The following is a 17,847-nucleotide window of genomic DNA, read 5'->3' as shown; positions in this document are numbered from 1 at the left end:
GCGCGGCGTCGTAGGACTGCGGGCCGGCGCCGTCGCCGCGGAGGGTGACGATGGTGTTGCCGTTGCGGTCCACGACCGCGACGGACACGCGCTGGTTCGCCTTCTTCGCGGCGTCCAGGGTCGCCTGTGCGGCCTTGGTCGCGGCGTCGATCGTCAGGTGATCGGTCTGGAACGTGTCGTTGTTCTTCACGTCCGCCTTCGCCGCCGCGGCCGCGGCCGGCTGCGGGGGCTTGCCGCTGTCGGGCGCGGCGGCGGCCACGGCGCCGAAGGCACCGGCGCCGACGGCGACCAAGGCGGCGGAGCCGGTGACGATACGGGCACGCGTGGACAGCGTCTTCATGGTCATCTCCGGGAGAATCGGGCCGCGACCGGGCCACGGCCGACGGCACAGCGAGGAATCGGGGCGGTGGGCGCGGGCCCTTCCGGGGCTTGCTCCGCGTCTCCGCCGTGCCTCCATCCTGGGTGCGGAGCCGGGCCCTGCCGGTCCCCGGAGTGGATGGCTCCGCGCGGCATGATGGATGAACCCCGTATCAACCGATCGGTCGATGGCGGCGCCGGAAACCCGGGTTAGACATCGAGGATGCACGTGGAACAGCAGCGCCCGGCTCTTGGTTCGGCCTTCGCCCCGGCCCGCACCGGCGAGCCCGGGACCGCATTGGTGGACGCCGTCATGTCGGCGTCGTTCGTCGTCTTGCTCGTGGCCGCGATGACGCGGTTCCTGATCCGGCACCCCGGGGCGCCGGACACGCCGTTCGTCATCGCGCTCACCGCGGTGCTCGCGGTGGCCTACGTGCTGCGGCCGCCCGGACCGGCCGTGGGCCCGCCGCCGCGGTGGACGAAGGTGTGGCTCGCGCTGTTCACCGCGGCGTGGGCGGCACTGGTGGTCATCGCCCCGAGCTTCGCGTGGAGCGCGGTGCCGATCGTGTACACGGCGCTGCGGCTGCTGGGGGAGCGGGCGGCGCTGACTCTCGTCGCGCTGCTGACCGTGTTCGTGGTGGTGGCGCAGGTACGGATCAGTGGCGACGATCCGCTGCTGATCCTCGGGCCGCCCGCGGTGGCGGCGTTGGCGTCGTCGGTGTTCGTCCACATGCAGCGGCAGTCGGAGCGGCAGCGGGGGCTGATCGAGGACTTGATCGCCACACGCGAGGGCCTGGCCGCGAGCGAGCGGCGGGCCGGGACGTTGGAGGAGCGGCAGCGGCTGTCGATGGAAATCCACGACACGCTGGCGCAGGGCCTGTCGAGCCAGCAGATGCTGCTGCAGGCGGCGGAGCGGGTGTGGGACGTCGACCCGGGGGCGGCCCGCGGGCACGTCGCGACGGCATCGGGCATCGCGGAACGGAACCTGGCCGAGGCACGACGGTTCGTCCACGACCTGGCACCGGCGGACCTCGCCGACGGGGGAAGCCTCGAGCAGGCGCTGCGGCTGGTCGCCGAACGCACGACCGAGCAGGGCGTCGTGACGCGGTTCCGGACGGACGGGGCGCGGATGATGCTGCCGGCGCGCGTCGAGGCGGCGTTGCTGCGAGTGGCGCAGGGCGCGGTCGCGAACGTGCTGGAGCACGCGGGGGCTTCGGAGGCGACGGTGACGCTGACGTACCTCGGCGACGATGTGGTGCTGGACATCGCGGACAACGGCCGCGGGTTCGACCCGGAAGCGGTGGGGGAGACCCCGGAGGCGGCGGACAGCCGGCGGGGCCACGGGCTCCCGGCGATGGAGGCACGGCTGCGGCAGTTGGAGGGGAGGCTGACGGTGGAATCGGCGGTGGGGGACGGCACGGTGGTCTCGGCGTGGGTGAGGGTGGTGGAGGGGCCGTGATCTGACGCCGCAACATTGCCCGAACTCACCCTTCACCTCACGTCATCCCACCCGCACCCCCAGTCCTGCCGCCCGCCGAGGAGCCCGACATGACCAGCCCCGCCACCCCTGCCGACGAATCGGCCGTCCGCGTGCTGCTCTGCGACGACCACACCGTGGTCCGCGCCGGGCTCCTCGCGCTGCTCTCCAGCGCCCCCGGCATCGCCGTCGTCGGGGAAGCGGCGACCGGCGAAGAAGCCCTGGCCGCGGCCGCTAAGCTGCACCCCGACGTCGTCCTCATGGACCTGCACCTCGGCGCGGGCATGGACGGCATCGAAGCAACCCGCCGCCTCATCGCCGACGTTCCGGGCACCCGCGTCCTCGTCCTCACCACCTACGACACGGACGCCGACGTCACCCGCGCCATCGAAGCGGGCGCAACGGGCTACCTCCTCAAGGCCGAGCGCCCGGAAGAACTCTTCGCCGCCATCCACGCCGCCGCGGAGGGCCGTCCTGCCCTGTCCGCGCCGGTCGCCAGCCGCGTCATGCAGCACATGCGCAGCCCCAAAGCCACGCTCACCGACCGGGAGACCGACATCCTCGGGCAACTCGCCCGCGGCCTCGGCAACCGCGAAATCGCCAAGGCCTTGTTCATCAGCGAAGCCACCGTCAAAACGCACCTGGTCCGCATCTACGACAAACTCGGCGTCGACACCCGCGCCGGCGCCGTCGCCGTCGCCAAGGAACAACGCTTGCTGCCGTAGGCCCGCGCTGGGGGCGGTGCATCAGGTGAGCGGGGTTGGCGCGTCAGTCGGCCCAGTCCAGCAGGTGGTCGGTGTCGAGTACCACTCCGACGGGCTCCGGAAGGTGCAGCGGCTTGCCGAACGGCCGTGTCACGATGGTGGCGTAGACCCCGTCGTCGGGCTCGCTGTGCACCAGCATTTCGTGGCGCTTGCGGTCGATCAGCAGGTACACGGGGATGCGGACTTCCGCATACGCCCGCGGCTTGTCGACACGGTCCCGTGCCTCGGTGTCCCAGTCGTTCGAGGTGACTTCCACGACCATGAGCGCAGGACTCGCGTCGGCCCACTCGCCGGCGTGGCGGAAGCTCCCCAGCGGCGCGAGTGTGCCGTGCGGCCGGGCACGGCCGTTGCGGTACGTCTCGACCACCAAACCGCGCTCGGGGTAAAGCCAGCGATCGCGGCCTTCCAAGGCGAAGAACTGCATGAGCCAACGCACGATTTCCTCGTGCTCGCCGTCGGGCAACGCCTTCTCCCCCAACTTGCCGCCGATGAACTCGAGGTGCGCCCACTCGGCGGCAAGCTCGGCCATTTGCTCGAACGTTTCGACGGGCATGCCCGTCTCGGCAACGGCGGTCACCGGCGGCCTCCGTTTCTGCGGCTTCTCCGACGTCATCTCTCCATGATTGCCGTCACCCGCACTGAGAGCCATGACCACGGCCGTCCCGCGGCGGCATCGGCAAATTAGCCGCCGTGACAGCGACGCGATGGTCGGATCGTGCAAGTTCACCCGTCAGTCGGCGTCAACTTACGATTGACGCATGAGTCCACTCGACATCAACCTTGCGGATCTGATTGCCCATCTCGACGAGGAACTGCCGGATGCCGACGAGCTTTCGCGTATCGGCGAGGCGCGGCTGCGGGCGCAGACGTTGGCCGATCTCGGTGACCAGCTCATCGACCACTACGTCAGCAAGGCCAAGCGGAACGGCGCGTCGTGGACCGAGATCGGCGATGCCATCGGCGTCTCCAAGCAAGCCGCGCAGCAGCGCCATGCGCCGAACCCGTTCGCGGGGTTCACCGACCTGGGCCGGCACAGCATCGTGCTGGCGCAGGAGGCCGCGCGGACGTACAAGCACGCGTTCATCGGCACCGAGCACATGCTGCTCGGTGTGCTCGGCGAGACGCGGGGGCCGGCGTACGAAGTGCTGGTGGCGAAAGCCGGGTCGGAGCAGAGTGTCCGCGACGCGGTGCGGGACGTGATGCCGCCGACCGGAGAGAAGGCGCTGCGCGGGCACATCGCGTTCCGGCCGGAGAGCAAGGACGCCATCGAGCAGGCGCGCCGGGCGTCGGCCGACCTCGGCCACGACTGGGTCGGTACGGAACACCTGCTGCTGGGGCTGGTCCGCGTCGAGGACTCGCCGGCCGCGCAGATCCTGCGCAGCCTCGGCTTCACGTCGGAAAGCCTGCACGAGACCGTGAAGGCGGAGATCGCGAAGCGGGTGACCGGGTGAGGAAGGCGTAGCGAACCGAGTCGGTGCGACCCCGACTCGACGTGGGGGCGGTGCACTTGGCGCTCGCCCCCGCGGGCGTGCCCAACAACCTGTTGAAGACCGCGGATTCCAGCGTGCTCGCGAGGCCGAGTGCGAGGACGGGGCGGGTCTCGTCGGCGACGGAAGCTGATCTGCTTTCCAGGTCGTGGCCGCCCGACGAAGGCGGCCTCACTCGCGTGGCCTAACCCCGCCGCTTCTTGACTCTCCGCGGCGGGAGCATGGGGCCTTGTGACGGATATCAGGGCCGCGGTGGAGGTGTTGCTGGGGGATCCCGGGGCGGAGGTCGAGGCGGAGCCGCGGGATGCGGGGGAGGCGGCCGAGGCGGTCCGGTTGTTGGACGCGGGACTGCGGGGCGGGCCCGCGGCGATGCGGGTCGCGGTGGAACGTACCCAGGAGACGGCGGACAGTCTGTCGGCCGACCGGCTGCAGGTGTTCTCCGAGTTGGTGCAGAACGCCGACGACGCAGGTGCGCGGGGGATTCGGTTCGACGTTCGGGCGCGCGAACTGGTCGTGACGCACGACGGGCGTCCGGTGCGGCTAGGCGACCTTCTGCTGCTCGCGTTGCCGGGGCTGAGCGGGAAGTGCGGGGATCCGGACAGTACCGGGCGGTTCGGGATCGGACTGGCCACCTTGCGGGCGCTGTCGCGGGTGTGGGAACTGCATTGCGGGCACTACCACGTGCGGTTCGACGGCATCGGGATGACGGTGGCCGACGCCTTTGGCGACGATGGCGGGACCGTTTTCCGAATTCCCCTGGCGGAAAGCGAAATCTGCGAGAGCGAAGTCGCTGCCTGGTTCGCCGGGTGGGACGACGGGGCGTTGTTGTTCCTGCGGAACCTTCGGGAGGTGCGGGTCGACGTAGGCGGTCGGCTGCTCCGCAGGTTGGGGTTGCGCTGGTCGGCGGGGGAGTCGCGCGTCCGGATGCGGGTCGGGGGAATCGATGCCGCGGTGCGGATGCGCCGGGCGGAAGGGGCGAAGGCCGCATGGCGGGTGTTCAACGCGGAACTTCCTTGCCCGGACGGCGCATTGCGGCGACACAAGGCGGTGGGGGCGCGGGTCCCCGTCGCGATCGCCTTGCCCATGGGGGCGGGCGCGGCCGGCGTCGTCCATGCGGGGCTGCCGATGGCGGCCTTGGATGTGCCGGTACGCGTCCACACCCAGTTCGATCCGCTGGTCAGTCGGCGGGACTTCGTGGACAGCGCATGGAACTCGGCGATGGTGGAACGGGTCGCCGATCTGTGGGCCGCGGTGATCCCGGGCGTGCTGGGCGGCGACGCTCCGACGGCGTGGCATCTGGTGCCGCGCGACCGCCCATCGCCCCCACAGCCGAGCACCGCAACGCCTGGGGACAGGACGACCGGTGCAACCGCACCCCACAGCACACTCCTGGCCGAACGCCTCCGCGCCGCGCTCGTCGCGCGGGCGCGCGGCGAGGTCGCCGACCGGCTGCGCCTCGCCTGCCCTGACGGGACGCGCCGTGGGCTGAAGGAACTGGCGGTGGAGGAAAGGCGGTTGGAGGGTGTCTTGGGTGATCGGCCGGTCGCCCGGCAGGGTGGCGGGGAAGCGCTCTTTCCGCGGGCTTCGCGTGATCGGGGCGGTCGGTGGCGGCGTGTCCTGGCCGATTGGCGGGCCGCGGGGGTGGTGCCGCTCCCGGACGAAGTGACGGTGGTGGACGCCCTCTCGCTGCTGGTGGAGGAGACCGACGGGGATGCCGGAGGAGACGGCCTCGATACCCCCTCCGCGATCCGCCTGGCTGCCGCCGCGCTCCACGCGGGGCTTGAGGAACCCCTGCTCCGCCTGCCGTGGGTAAGGGCCGCAGACGGGCGGCGTCACGCGCCACCGGTGCCGGGCTCCCGCCACGTCTTCGTGCGGGGCGCGGCGGGCGACCGGGGGCCCGCGGGGCGGCTGGGGATGGCGCTCGTGCTCGACCCCGCGTTCGCGGACGAGTCGGCCGCCTCGCGTACCGTCGTCGATTGGCTGGTCGATCGCGATTGTGTGCTCGACGGGGACGACGTCACCGCGGTGGTCGAGCGCGTGGCGTGTGTCGGCGACGCCGGTCGTGTATTCGGCGCCGATGACCAACAACTCGCGCATATGCAAAGCATGTTCGCGGTCATCGGCGAGGCCGGACGGCGTCACGTCGGCTCCCGGGTCGGCCGAGCCCTGCGGTTCCGCGGCCATACGGGGCAGCCGATACCTCCGGGCGCGCTGTACCTGCCCGAGGAGCTGGATCCGGCGGGCGCCGACGGGTTCGCCGCCGCGGCCGCCGACACCCCCGGACTGCACTGGCTCCACCCCGACTATGCCGCGGTCCTCCCGCCCAGCGCCGACGGGCTGAGCCGTGGCGCGTTCCTCCGCGCGCTCGGCGTGGCCGACGCGCCCCGCCTGGTGCGCCCTGGCGGCGACGGCAAAACGTATGCCACGGATCGGTATCCGGGGCCGGGTCTCCCCGCCGATGCCCCCGACACACCCCAAGCCCGTACCCGGGCACTCGGCCGCGTGGGGGCCGACCACACGCTCGACGACCGGGACAGCCCGGACGCCGTCGCCGTCGCGGCGGCGATCGCCGCCGAGCCCGACCCGGAACGCCAACGTGCCCGCGCCGCCAAGCTCGTGCATGCCCTGGCCCTCGCCGCCGGGCGTGCCGGGGGCGGCCGCCGCGGCGCCGCGGGCGGGCTGCCCGGCGTCGACGCGGCCTACGGCTACTACGGCTGGCAGCGCAAAGGCCGGGTCCCGCCGCTGTGGATCTGGCGGCTCCGGGAGATCGCCTGGCTGCCTCGCGCCGACGGCGGCCTGACCCGGCCCGACGCCGGTCACCTCCCCACAGCCGCGTCGCGGGTCCTCTACGGCGCCGACGATCCCGGCTACCTGCACCCCGACGTCGTCAACACCTTCGACCACCGCGACGTACGCGGCGAACTCGCGCCCGCACTGGGCCTCACCGGCGACCCCGATGTACCGACACTCGTCGACCGGCTGCGCGAACTCCGCGGTCGTACACCGGACAACACCCCGGTATCCGATGCCGTCACCGGTGACGCCGTGGCCGTGTACCGGGCGCTCGCCGCGCTGCTGGCCGGCGGTGGGGCGGAGGCCGCCCGGGCGGTGCGCGCCGGGTTCCCGAGCGGGGACGCCCTGGTGCTCACCGATGCGGGCTGGCGTGCCACGGGTGCGGTACGCCAAGGCCCGTCGATCCTCGGCGGCTACCGCACGTTCGTCTTCCCCGAACCCAACCTGCGACCGCTGTGGGATGTACTCGGCATCCGTGCCCCCGACGCCGCCGAACTGGCCGAGGTCCTCGGCGACGTCGCCCGATGCCGGACGCACGGTCCGGAACTGCGACTCGGCGTCACCCTGGAAGCGCTGCGGCACCTGGCCGCCCTTGTTGCGGAGTCCAAAGCCGCCGATGAATTCGCGGATGCGCTAGGCAAATTACCGCTCTACACCGGTGACGGCTGGACGACGCAGCGCCCCGTCTACGCCGTCGACAACCGGTACGTCGCCGAGCAACTCGCCGACACCGCAAGGGTCTGGCAACCGGGTGGCGATCTGGACCAATTCGCCGCGCTGCTGGAACCGTTGGGCGTCACCCGCGTGGACGTGCTCGGGGCGCCCGTGCACGGCGTCCGGCGGGCCCGCGGCGATGCGCGGCTGACGGCCGCCTATCGGGCCGCCGTCGTCCGGCTGCACGATCTGCTGGTCCGCGACGCGCCCGGTGCCGCCTCCGCCTGCCGGGACTGGGCGTGGCTCGAATCGCTCACCGTCCGCGTCGCACCCGGCCTCGGCATCGAACCGGGGCCGCCGGGGGTGGTCGCCGCCGTCGAGGCGCACGTCGACCCCGCGTCCGGCGTCCTGTACGTGGCTTCGGCCGCGTCCCTCTCCACCGCCCGCGGCGCGGGACAAGCCATTGCCGCCTGCTTCGACCGCGACCGGACCCGCATCGGACACGCCTGGCGCGACGTCTGGGAGAACCAGACCGCACCCGCGACCCGCCTCGCCTCGGCCCGGCAACGCGACGCGGCCGCGGCCCGCCGGCTCGACCGGCTCGTCCGGGCCCGGGAGAACGCGGGTGCGCGGATGCCCGAGGCCGAGCCGGGGAACGCCGCCGAATCCGGCGCCGACGGTCGGCCCGACAGAGCCGTCGACACCGCAACCGGACCCGACCGAAGCCTGAGCCCCACTCCGTCCCCACCTCGCAGGCTCATCGACGTCCGCACGCTCCCGGACCCGACCACCATCGCCCCGCGGCCCGGCAGCCACGCCAACGCGCACCCGCCGACAGCGGAAGCGTCCCCGCACGGCCAGGAAAGGCCCCCGGCGGAACCCCCATCCCTCCCACACCCGCACCCCGGAGGCCTCCTCCCGCCCCGCCGACGCACCAGTGCCCCCGCCTACACGGCGCAGGACCGCGAGACCGTCGCCTGGCAGTTGCTCCGCATCGTCCTGCGCCGCTACGGCCTCGAACTCCACGACCACCGCACGCAGCCCGGACTCGGCGCCGACGCCGTCGACACCGCCGGGCACTTCTACGAGATCAAAGCGCACGGCGGCCCCGAACCCCGCGAAGTCGCCCTCACCCTCGCCGAGTACGAACGCGCCCTCGTCGATGGCGACCGCTTCTCCCTCGTGGTCGCCGCCAACCTGGAAGAAGGCACCGGCGAACCCCGGCTCCGCATCATCCGCGACCCGCTCCGCCATCTCCGCGTGGAACGCACCCAGCTGATCCGCGTCACCGGACTGACCGAAACCGGCGACGTCGCCGTCGTCCACGAATGGCGCACCCGGAGGGCCGCACCCGCCGGCCCACCGCCGACCGGCACCGCCTCCGACGCCGAACCGTGATCGCGACGGCCAGACCACGCACTTGACTCCGCGGTGCTAAGCGCGCAGATTAACCCCCGTGACGGACCAGGACCACGACCAGGGCCACGACCAGGGCCACGACCAGGGCCACGACCAGGGCCACGACCAGGGCCACGGCCGCGAGGAGAAGGGGCGAACCCCTCGCCTCGCCACCGGCTTCGCCGACGCCGATCGGAGCGCCGGATTGCTGCTCTGGCAGGTCACGAACCGCTGGCAGGCGGCGCAGCGGGCCGCGCTCAAGCCGTACGACCTCACCCACGTGCAGTTCGTGCTCCTCGCGTCGCTGACCTGGCTGCAGGCCGACGGGCCCGTCACGCAGCGGAATCTCGCCGACCACGCGGCGACCGACCCGATGATGACGTCGCAGGTCCTGCGCGTCCTGGAGACCCGCGGCCTGGTCGTCCGCGAACCGCATCCGCACGACCGCCGGGCCCGGGCCCTCGCCGCCACGCCCGACGGCCGGGCGCTCGCCAACCGCGCGATCGTCGCGGTCGAGGCGTGCGACGCGGACTTCTTCGGGGCGCTCGGCGAGGACGTCCCGGCGTTCGCGACCGCGCTACTCCGGCTCCGGAACGCCGCCGACCCGGGACTCCGCGACACCTGACTCCGCCACCCGGGAATCCGCACCCCGGGGCTCGGTCACCCGGGGCCCCATCTCCCGGGGCTCCGTCTCCCGGGACTCGGCGACTGCGGAATCGACGACCGGAGGGACGATGACCGGCGACACGGCGGCCCCGACCGACAGCCGATCGCGCAGCGTTCCCGCCGTGTACTCCTCATAGCCGAACACCCCGGCGAGGACCAGCACCAGCGCCAACAGCTCGGCCTGCGCCGCGCCCTCGGTGCCCAGCGGGATCGCGAGCAGCACCAGCAGGACGCCGCACGTGCGCGGCAGCAGCGGCTGCCGGCCCACCGTGCGCCGGATCGCCAGATTCGCCGCCAGGAACAGGGCGACGCCGCCCGCCAAGGCGACGGCCTGTGCGGTGCCGAGCGCGTCCGTCGGGTGTGCCACCGCCGACTTGGCGCCCGTGGCTGCCAACAGCACGCCGAGCAGCAGCAGATAGTGGCCGAAGTTGTAGATCCGTACGCCCAGGTGATTGCGCCGCGCGTCGTCCAGCCCCGTCATGAAGTCCGCGGCGGCTTCGTCGTCGTCGTGGCCGAAGTACGCCCACCACAGCCCGAAGCACACCACCAGGCACAGCAGCGCCGCGGACAGCAGCGGGAACGACAAGTGCGCGTTGCCCGCCCCGACGCCGATCGCGATCACCGACTCGCCGAACGCGACGATCACCACCAGCCCGTGCCGCTCCACGAAATGCCGCGGCTCGATGCGGAACGTCGGCAGGTTCACCAGATAGGGATTGGCGAACGTCCACGCGAACGCCGCCACCCACAGCGCCAGCTGCGCCGACGCCGACAGGTAGCCGCCGACCAGGATCAGCCCCGCGCCCGCCAGGTTGAACGCGCCCATCCGGGCGACCGAACCCGCCGGTACGCCGGTGGCCGCGAACATGCCCGTGTGCAGGAGCACGACCACCAGGTAGGCCCAGCCGAACGCCCACCCGTCGCCTTCGAACGCGTGCGGCACGGTCAAGGCGATCACCAGGAACGCCCCCATGCCCAGCAGATGCAGTCCGCGCCGCGAATGCGTCTTGGGCGGCATGGCGTTCGCCAGCCATATGAATGCGTCGTACATCCACCAGATGATCGCCAGCATGACGACCACCCGCGTCATTCCGCCGGGTGTCAGATGGTGGGCCAAGCTGTCGGTCAACTGGGTGACCGTGAAGACGAAGACCAGGTCGAAGAACAATTCGAGCGGGGTCACCCGCAACTCGTCGGCGCGGTCGGCGGCGCTCTCGGTACTCATGGCCGAGGATTATCGGGCGTCCGCGTGACTGCCGGGCAAATTGTCCGCGGACGGCGCCGCGAACGCCGCAAACCCTGGGCGGACCGCGGTCAACTGTCGGGATTCGCATGTTTCGCGGCCTCTTCCGCGAATTCGTCGAACGTCGCGACGAGCACTGCGCGGCGGCCTTCCTTGAAGCCGTCTTTCGGGCCCAGGTCGTCGATCGTCGCGTCCCACACCCGCAGGTAGGTCTCCTTCCAGGCCGCGGCGACCTCGGGGGAAGGCAGAACCGTGCCGACGTGGTCTTGGCGGGCGATCATCGTGAGCAGTTCGAGGTTGCACGGCACCGCGGCGCCCCAGTACTCGTCCGGCTCCAATTCCACCGGATCGCCTGCCATCGCCGCCTCGACCTCGTCGAGAAGGCGCTGCATCACTTCCCCCAGATGGTCCGCCGCGGTGTCACCATCGAAATTGCCACGGCCCCACACGCCCACGAGGTGTCCTTCCGGTATCCGTGCCCGCACCCGTTCGGGTCCGCTCGCATGCGTACCGGAAGGGATCCGCCTACCTTGGCGGACATGGCAACGGAAGGAAAGCCCGCGATGTCGAACGACGAGCCCTACGAGGATCCCACCCTGGACGCGTCCGAATCGCTGGTCTCCGACGACCTTGCCAAAGACCCGCTCGACCCGGGCGTCATTCCGCCCGACCGCTACACCGCCGCGGAAAAGTACGGCACCACGGCCGAAGAAGCCGCCCAAGGCGAATCCCTCGACATGCTCCTCGCCGAGGAAGAACCCGACACCGGCCCCGGCGGCGCCGGCGAGACCGACGACGACCCGGTGATAGACGATCGCTGGCCGCACGGCCCCGGCCCGCGCACCGGCCGCCTCACCCTGGACACCGCCGAGGAGGGCTCCGGCGACGCGGTGGCCGACGACGTCGGCATCGACGCGGGCGCGGCGACCGCCGAGGAAGCCGCGATGCACGTGGAAGAGGACGAGCTGCCGTTCGAATAGCGCCGAGGCCGTTTTCGCGGGCGTGGGGAATTCCGAGCCGGCCGGGGCGGCGCGCGTGGATGCCGCCCCGGCCGGTGTTCCGGTGGTCGCCGGGCTTGTCGGGCCCTTCCCGGGCCGGGCCGCGCCGCGTCAGGCGCGCGGCGGCGGCCAGCCCTCGACCAGGCCCAAGTCCTTGCACACCTTCTGGGCGCGGACGATCTCCCCGCAGTACTGGTCCGCGTCGGGCGACGACGCCAGCCAACCGATGACCGCGCCCGGAACCTCCGCCGGGGCGCTGCGGAAGTGCGCCTCCAGGTGCTTGGCCGAGCCGCGGGCCTTCTGCGCCTCCGTGACGATGTGCCCCGGGTCGACGTTGTAGGCGCGCAGCCCCTGCCCGAAGTATTCGGCGTGCAGCACGCCCGCGACCCGGGCGAACGCGGCCTTCGACGCCGCATACGCGACACCCCAGCCGCCCGCACCGGCCGGACCGGGCGGGTTCATCGACGCGGATCCCGACGTCATGTTGATGACGTACGACCGCTCTTGCTCCAGAAGGTGCGGGATCAGGCGCTGCAGCAGCACGATCTGGTGCAGGTAGTTGCCCGTCAGCATGTTCTGCGCGGCCTCGAGCGGCACGTCCAGAAACCGGTCCATGGCGCCGGGGCCCTGGTAGATCGCGTTGTTGAACAGCACATCGATCCGGCCCCACGCGTCCAGGGCCGCATCGCACGCGGCCTCGATCGACTCGCGGGACATCAGGTCCATCCGCAGCGGCAGCGCGCGGCGGCCGAGGGCCTCCACCTCGCGCGCGGTCGTCTCCAGACTGCCCGGCACCGCGACGGTGGCCTGCTCGCCCGACGACGTGGTCGGGCCGGTGCGGCCTTCGCCCTCGTGCAGGGTGCGGGCGGTCAGGACGACGTCGTAGCCGGCGCGGGCCAGCGCGAGAGCGCCGCAGCGGCCGATACCGCGGCTGGCGCCGGTGACGAAGGCGACGGGATTTGCGGCGGGTTGGTTCATGATCGGACCATCGCAGAAATCCTTGACATTATCAAGCTATGTGGCGGGGGTGCGTGGTCTGCCACACGCCGTGCGGGTGCCGGTGCGGGTGCCGGCGACCGGTGCCGGCCCCGGTGTCCGGGCGCCGCGTCAGTGCCGGGACGCCGCGATCAGTTCCTCCGCCCGGCCGCGCGCCGCGGCCGCCTCCGCGGCCCGGCCCATCCGGTCCGCCAGGCGGGCGCGCGTGAACCAGTTGTACGGGCTGTCCGGGCGCACGCCCAGCCGCTCGCTCACCAGCGTGCGGGCCAAGTCGTCGCGCCCTGCCCGCAGCGCCGCCTCGACAAGCGTCTTCTGGACCGCGTCGCGCTGGGCGTGACTGCCGCCGAAGGTGTTCAGGCGCGAGCGGATCGGCATGAGGAGGTCGACCGTCTGGTCGTACCGGCCTTTGGCGAAAGCGATCAGCGCGTGGCCGACCGGGACGCCGATCTCTTCCGTCATCGCGTGGTTCGCGACGCCGGGATGCGGTGTCGCCAGCCACAACACCCGGTCGCGTACGAGCTGTTCGGCCTCGACGAAGCGGCCCGCGCCGAGGTAGGCCATGATCGCGTGCACGTCGTTGAACGCGTAGAACGGCCCGTCGTGGCGCGCCGCCCACGCGTCGGCGAGCGCGCCCCATCTGTCGGGCTGCTCGTCGCGAGCGAGCAGAAGACGCCACAACAGCGCCGAGGCGTCGAGGAGTTCCATCGCCAAGCCCTCGGACTCGGCGGTGTGGACGGACGCGTCGTAGATGGCCAAGGCCCGGTCGGTGTCCCCGGCCTCGAGGGCGAACAGCGCGTAGTGCCACCAGTTGTGCACCGACAGGAAGTTGCCCGCCGACCAGGCGTCGGTGCGGGCGTCGAGGAATGCGGTGCCCTCGCCGAAGCGGCCCTGCATTTCGTACGTGTGCACGACCGCGTGCACGGCCCAAACATCCTCGGCATTGCGTTCGACCGCGGACACGCCGACTTCCATCGACCGGTCGTAGTGCCCGGCCTCCTCCAGCCCGAACGCATACATGCCCAGCAGCGGCCCGAAATGCGGATCCGCCGGGTCCCACGCGGACATGACGCCGCCGACCCGGTCCCGCAGCCGGACCGCGTCCCCGGTCAGGAAATCGACCTGGTGCCCGACGAACACCGCGAGCGTGTCCCGCGGATGGGCGACCACCAGGTCGCCGAGCAGCCGCCCGGCCCGGTGGATGTCCCCGTCGAGCCACGCGCTCGCCGCGTCGACGTGCACCCGCTCGCGCGGCTCGGCGGCCGCCCGGTCGAAGTCCGCGCGGAAGCGGGCGAACCGGTCGCGTGCGTCGGCGGCGTCGCGTTCCTCCGTCGCCATCACACTCAGATAGGCGGAGAAGGCGTGCGCGATCGGCGACCCGGGCGCCGCGGCGAGCGCGTCCCGCACCGCCGGGGCCACCGCCGGCCGGAAGAACAGCAGCGAGTCGACCGCTTGTTCGAGACGAGCGGCGGCCTCCTCGCCGGTAGCGGTCAACGCCAGGCCGTGCCGGTCCGCAGTCATCCCCGGGGCTCCCATCCGTCCGCACGTCTGCCGGAAACCAACCCCCCGATTGAACCGCTTCGCAGCACGCCAGAGCGGCAGGACTCGGCCGAACGGGGGAAAGAACCGGCAACCCGCCCCCGGCGTTTCTTACCGCATCCTGACAGCCGGTCACCTAGCGTCATCGTGTGCCTCATGCGACCTCCGGCGGGCCCAGACCCGTCTCCTTGGTGCGACCGCCCGTCGGCCCATGCCGCACCCGGCGGCGGCCCCGGTCCGACGCGGCCCGCGGCTCTCAGGCGCTTCTCATGCGCCGGGCGTTCGCTGTCTCCCACGACCCAAGCGATGCAACGTGAGGTGAGGTACCCCGATGTCCCTGGCGCTTCCCCGGCTACGGACCGCACCGCAGCACGAAACCGCCACCGGAACATCCGCCGGACGGCCCGGACCGGCCCACCACCCGCCGGAGCCCGCACGGTCGGCCCTGCGCGGCACCCGGCGGCGTACCGTCGCGGCCCTGCTCGGATGCGCGGCGGTCGCCGCGTACACCGGCCTGCGCATGCCCAGCGGCTGGACGGCGACCCTCCAAGCGGTGTCCCTGCAGGACGGGTTCCACCGCCGGTTCCTGATCGGCAGCCTGCTGCATCCGATCGCGTCCCGAACCGGCTACCCGTACCTGCTGTTCGCCGCCGTGTCGTTCGCGGTCCTCGCGGGACTCGTCGCGGTGCTGGTGTACGCGGCGGCGACCACGCGGCATCCCGCGCGGCGCTACCTGGTCATGGCGTTCCTCCTGCTGCCGACCGGCGGCTACCTGTTCCACGAGGTCGGCTACTTCGACCAGGTGCTTTACCTGCTGCTGTTCGGCGCGCTGTGGCTCCTTGCCCGCGGGCGCGTCCACGCCGCCGGACTCGTCGTCGCGGCCGCGACGACCGTGCACGAGATCACCGTACTGACCGTGCTGCCGTTGTTTTTGCTCGCCGCCGCCCGTACGCTCCCGCCCCGGCGCGCCCTCACCGCGGTCTTCCCGGCGACCGTCGCCGGGCTCGTCGTGCTGCTCGTCCCGGCGTCCTCCGCGGGCGCCACCGGCAGCCTCGGCGGCACACTCGCGGCCGACCACTTCCCGGTGCGGACCGACGCGCTCGACCTGTTCGGCCGCACGCAGACCGACAGTTGGCAGCTCTTCTCGCCGTGGGAAGTGCTGGTCTTCCTGCTCCCGCTCACCGTCGTCCTCGGCACCGCCGTGCTGTGCTTCGCCCGCGGCACGCGCCTGGGCGGACGGCCGCTCGCCCTCCTGTCGCTCGCCGCGGCACTCGCCCCGGCCGCCCTGGCCTTCGCCGGCTGGGACATGGAACGCTGGGCATTCCTGCTCATCGCGAACTTCTGCGTCGTCACCTGGTTCTGGCTCGGCGAACGCCCGAGCCCCGCACGGCCGTTCCCTTATGCCGCGGCCGCGTTCGCGCTTTTGATCACCGTGCACGTGCCGCTGACGTACTTCGACGGCTACCAGCCGCGCGAACTCACCGGCAAAGCCATGAGCACGTTCGTCGACGACGTCACGTCCGGACGCTTCACGCATACCCCCACCCGGTGAGCCGAAGGTAAAGCCCTGGCCAAGGCTGGGTTTCGCGGCAACCGCAGGGGATTCGTTTGTGCAGGCCCTTTCCCGCACTCCCGCGTCCACGACACGTGCCGCCTGCACGGATTCCGCTCTTCACATCGTTGATGTGGCCTGTTACACATTCCCCCCGATCCGGAACCGGAGGAATTGGTTCCGGCCCTGGGCCATGCCGTCCCCACGGCCCTACCACCTGTCCGCACTGGGCACTCCGTATTGGGGAGGAAGCGCATGACCGAGACGCTGGACGAATCCCCCGCACCGCCCGAGGAACCCCGCGACGAGAACGTCACGGGCCGATTGGAAGGCGCGTCCAAGCTGCGCATCTTCTCGATCCTCGCGGTGATCGTCCTGTTCTCCGAGGTCGTCCCGCTGCAGTACACGATGGTCTCGACCGCCGTGCAGAAAGTCGGCCAGGACTTCCCGTCCGCCGGCGACAACGTCAGCTGGATGATCATCATCCTGGGCCTGGTCGGCGGCGCGACGACGCCGATCCTCGGCAAACTCGCCGACCTCCTGGGCAAGAAGCTCGTCCTGTTCGCGAGCAGCGTGGCGTTCCTCGCCGGCTCGCTGCTGTGCGCGACCACCCACTCGTGGGCGATGTTCCTCGTCGGCCGCGGCCTGCAGGCCGTCGCCTTCGCGATGGCGGCGATATCCGCCGGCCTGATCCGCGACCTGATGCCGCGCCGGTACGTCCCCCTGTCGATCGGCGTCATCGCCACCGGCTTCGGGATCTCCGCGCTGGCCGCGCCGTTCCTCACCGGCTGGCTGACCGACCACTGGAGCTGGCGGTCGATCTTCTGGTTCCTCGCGATCTACATGCTGGTCCTGATGCCGGTCTTCTGGCTCGTCGTCCCCGAGACCAAGCTCAAGGTCAAGCAGAACCTCGACTGGCTCGGCTCGGTCCTGGTCGGCGCGGGCGCCGCCCTCGCCCTCGTCTACCTGTCCAACGGGCAGCAGTGGGGCTGGGGCAAGCCGAGCGCGTTCGTGTACCTGCTCGGCGGCATAGTCCTGCTGGCGGCGTTCTACATGTGGGAACTCCGCGCCCCCGAACCGATCATGGACCCGAAGCTGCTGCGCAGCCCCCGGGTGTCGATCGTCCTGGCGATCGGCCTGTTCTCCAACATGATCATCGGCGTGCAGGCGTACGCCGTCGCGTACATGGCGCAGATCGACAAGGCCGAGGTCGACAACGGGACCGTCGCCGGATTCGCGCAGGCGTCCGGCACCCCGGTCGACGTGCTGAAGCAGGCGCTGACCTTCCACGGCGACCTCGGATACGCGATGGGCTTCAGCCTCATGGCGCTCGCCGTCCACATCACCGCGTGGCAGGCCATCCCGGGCATGTTCTCCGGTCCCGCGACCGGCGCGTGGGGCAAGCGCGTCGGGCTGCGTATCCCGTACATCATCGCGCTGTCGATCATGACGGCCACGATGGTCTTCTACGCGCTGTGGCACTCGACGTGGCAGCAGATGATGATCGTCAGCATCATCTACGGCATCGCCTTCGGCATGTACTACGGCGCCGCGAACAACCTCGTCGTGGAAGCCGTCCCGCAGGAGCAGCAGGGCATCGGCGCGAGCATGCTCGGCCTGACCCAGTCCTTCGGCAGCGCGGTCGGCACGGCGATCCTCACCGCGATCATCTCGGCGCACCCGTACCAGGTCGTCGCCCCCTCGGCGACCGGCGGTGCTCCGACGACGATCGACATTCCGCAGGTCTACACGGACGAAGGCTGGACGCTCGGATTCTGGGCGATGGCCGCGGCCGGTCTGGTCTGCGTGATCCTCGCAGTCGTCATGAAGGCAGGCCGGACACCGGCCACCGGCGGGACGCTGCACTGAGTTCACCGGGGTGGTGACGGCCATGGCCGTCCCGGGGCCTTCGCGGGCCCTGGGACG

14 protein-coding genes are annotated in these 17,847 nt (G+C 71.7%); 8 read left to right on the top strand and 6 right to left on the bottom strand.

Going from position 1 to position 17,847, the window contains the following annotated elements; translation table 11 throughout:
* Positions 1-340 (bottom strand): GlcG/HbpS family heme-binding protein (locus ABEA93_RS36860; RefSeq protein ID WP_345680320.1); only part of this gene is annotated, 340 nt, incomplete at its 3' end.
* Between the two features lie 246 nt (positions 341-586).
* Here ABEA93_RS36860 and ABEA93_RS36855 point away from each other — a divergent pair.
* Together ABEA93_RS36855 and ABEA93_RS36850 are read left to right on the top strand one after the other, a co-directional pair.
* Positions 587-1,816, top strand: coding sequence for a sensor histidine kinase (locus tag ABEA93_RS36855; protein WP_425585239.1), 1,230 nt, complete (start codon positions 587-589; stop codon positions 1,814-1,816).
* An 89-nt stretch (positions 1,817-1,905) separates the two neighbouring features.
* The gene (locus tag ABEA93_RS36850) at positions 1,906-2,559 is read left to right on the top strand and encodes a response regulator (protein ID WP_345680317.1); all 654 of its coding nucleotides are present in this window, start codon (positions 1,906-1,908) and stop codon (positions 2,557-2,559) included.
* Positions 2,560-2,602: 43 nt separating this feature from the next.
* On the opposite strand, the gene ABEA93_RS36845 is transcribed toward ABEA93_RS36850, so the two are convergent.
* Positions 2,603-3,175 (bottom strand): Uma2 family endonuclease, encoded by a 573-nt coding sequence (locus ABEA93_RS36845; protein WP_345680316.1) that lies wholly within the window; start codon positions 3,173-3,175, stop codon positions 2,603-2,605.
* A gap of 181 nt (positions 3,176-3,356) precedes the next feature.
* On the opposite strand from ABEA93_RS36845, the gene ABEA93_RS36840 reads away from it, so the two are divergent.
* The 3 genes from ABEA93_RS36840 (at position 3,357) to ABEA93_RS36830 (ending at position 9,555) form a co-directional block, all read left to right on the top strand.
* Positions 3,357-4,049 (top strand): Clp protease N-terminal domain-containing protein, encoded by a 693-nt coding sequence (locus tag ABEA93_RS36840; protein ID WP_345680315.1) that lies wholly within the window; start codon positions 3,357-3,359, stop codon positions 4,047-4,049.
* A 267-nt stretch (positions 4,050-4,316) separates the two neighbouring features.
* Positions 4,317-8,930, top strand: a complete 4,614-nt coding sequence (locus ABEA93_RS36835) for a sacsin N-terminal ATP-binding-like domain-containing protein (RefSeq protein ID WP_345680314.1) — start codon at positions 4,317-4,319, stop codon at positions 8,928-8,930.
* A gap of 58 nt (positions 8,931-8,988) precedes the next feature.
* Positions 8,989-9,555 (top strand): MarR family transcriptional regulator, encoded by a 567-nt coding sequence (locus tag ABEA93_RS36830; RefSeq protein WP_345680313.1) that lies wholly within the window; start codon positions 8,989-8,991, stop codon positions 9,553-9,555.
* On the opposite strand, the gene ABEA93_RS36825 is transcribed toward ABEA93_RS36830, so the two are convergent.
* Positions 9,508-10,821, bottom strand: a complete 1,314-nt coding sequence (locus ABEA93_RS36825) for a low temperature requirement protein A (RefSeq protein ID WP_345680312.1) — start codon at positions 10,819-10,821, stop codon at positions 9,508-9,510. The two genes, ABEA93_RS36830 and ABEA93_RS36825, sit on opposite strands and share 48 nt — an antisense overlap.
* 89 nt (positions 10,822-10,910) lie before the next feature.
* Positions 10,911-11,294, bottom strand: coding sequence for a DUF4259 domain-containing protein (locus ABEA93_RS36820; RefSeq protein ID WP_345680311.1), 384 nt, complete (start codon positions 11,292-11,294; stop codon positions 10,911-10,913).
* An 84-nt stretch (positions 11,295-11,378) separates the two neighbouring features.
* Between ABEA93_RS36820 and ABEA93_RS36815 the strand changes: the two genes are divergently transcribed.
* Positions 11,379-11,819, top strand: a complete 441-nt coding sequence (locus ABEA93_RS36815; RefSeq protein WP_345680310.1) for a DUF5709 domain-containing protein — start codon at positions 11,379-11,381, stop codon at positions 11,817-11,819.
* 129 nt (positions 11,820-11,948) lie between these two features.
* Here the strand turns inward: ABEA93_RS36815 and ABEA93_RS36810 are convergent, their stop codons facing one another.
* Entirely contained in the window at positions 11,949-12,815 is an 867-nt protein-coding gene (locus ABEA93_RS36810; RefSeq protein ID WP_345680309.1) for an SDR family NAD(P)-dependent oxidoreductase, read from the bottom strand.
* A 129-nt stretch (positions 12,816-12,944) separates the two neighbouring features.
* Positions 12,945-14,351 (bottom strand): tetratricopeptide repeat protein, encoded by a 1,407-nt coding sequence (locus ABEA93_RS36805; protein WP_345680308.1) that lies wholly within the window; start codon positions 14,349-14,351, stop codon positions 12,945-12,947.
* Between the two features lie 349 nt (positions 14,352-14,700).
* Between ABEA93_RS36805 and ABEA93_RS36800 the strand changes: the two genes are divergently transcribed.
* Both ABEA93_RS36800 and ABEA93_RS36795 read left to right on the top strand, forming a co-directional pair.
* The gene (locus tag ABEA93_RS36800) at positions 14,701-15,921 is read left to right on the top strand and encodes a hypothetical protein (RefSeq protein WP_345680307.1); all 1,221 of its coding nucleotides are present in this window, start codon (positions 14,701-14,703) and stop codon (positions 15,919-15,921) included.
* A gap of 255 nt (positions 15,922-16,176) precedes the next feature.
* Positions 16,177-17,790, top strand: a complete 1,614-nt coding sequence (locus ABEA93_RS36795) for an MFS transporter (RefSeq protein ID WP_345680306.1) — start codon at positions 16,177-16,179, stop codon at positions 17,788-17,790.
* The last annotated feature ends 57 nt before the right edge of the window (positions 17,791-17,847 follow it).

The organism is Yinghuangia aomiensis (genome assembly GCF_039542225.1).
Classification (GTDB): domain Bacteria; phylum Actinomycetota; class Actinomycetes; order Streptomycetales; family Streptomycetaceae; genus Yinghuangia; species Yinghuangia aomiensis.
Note: the sequence above shows the minus strand (reverse complement) of the source record. Positions and strands in the feature narration are given on the sequence as shown.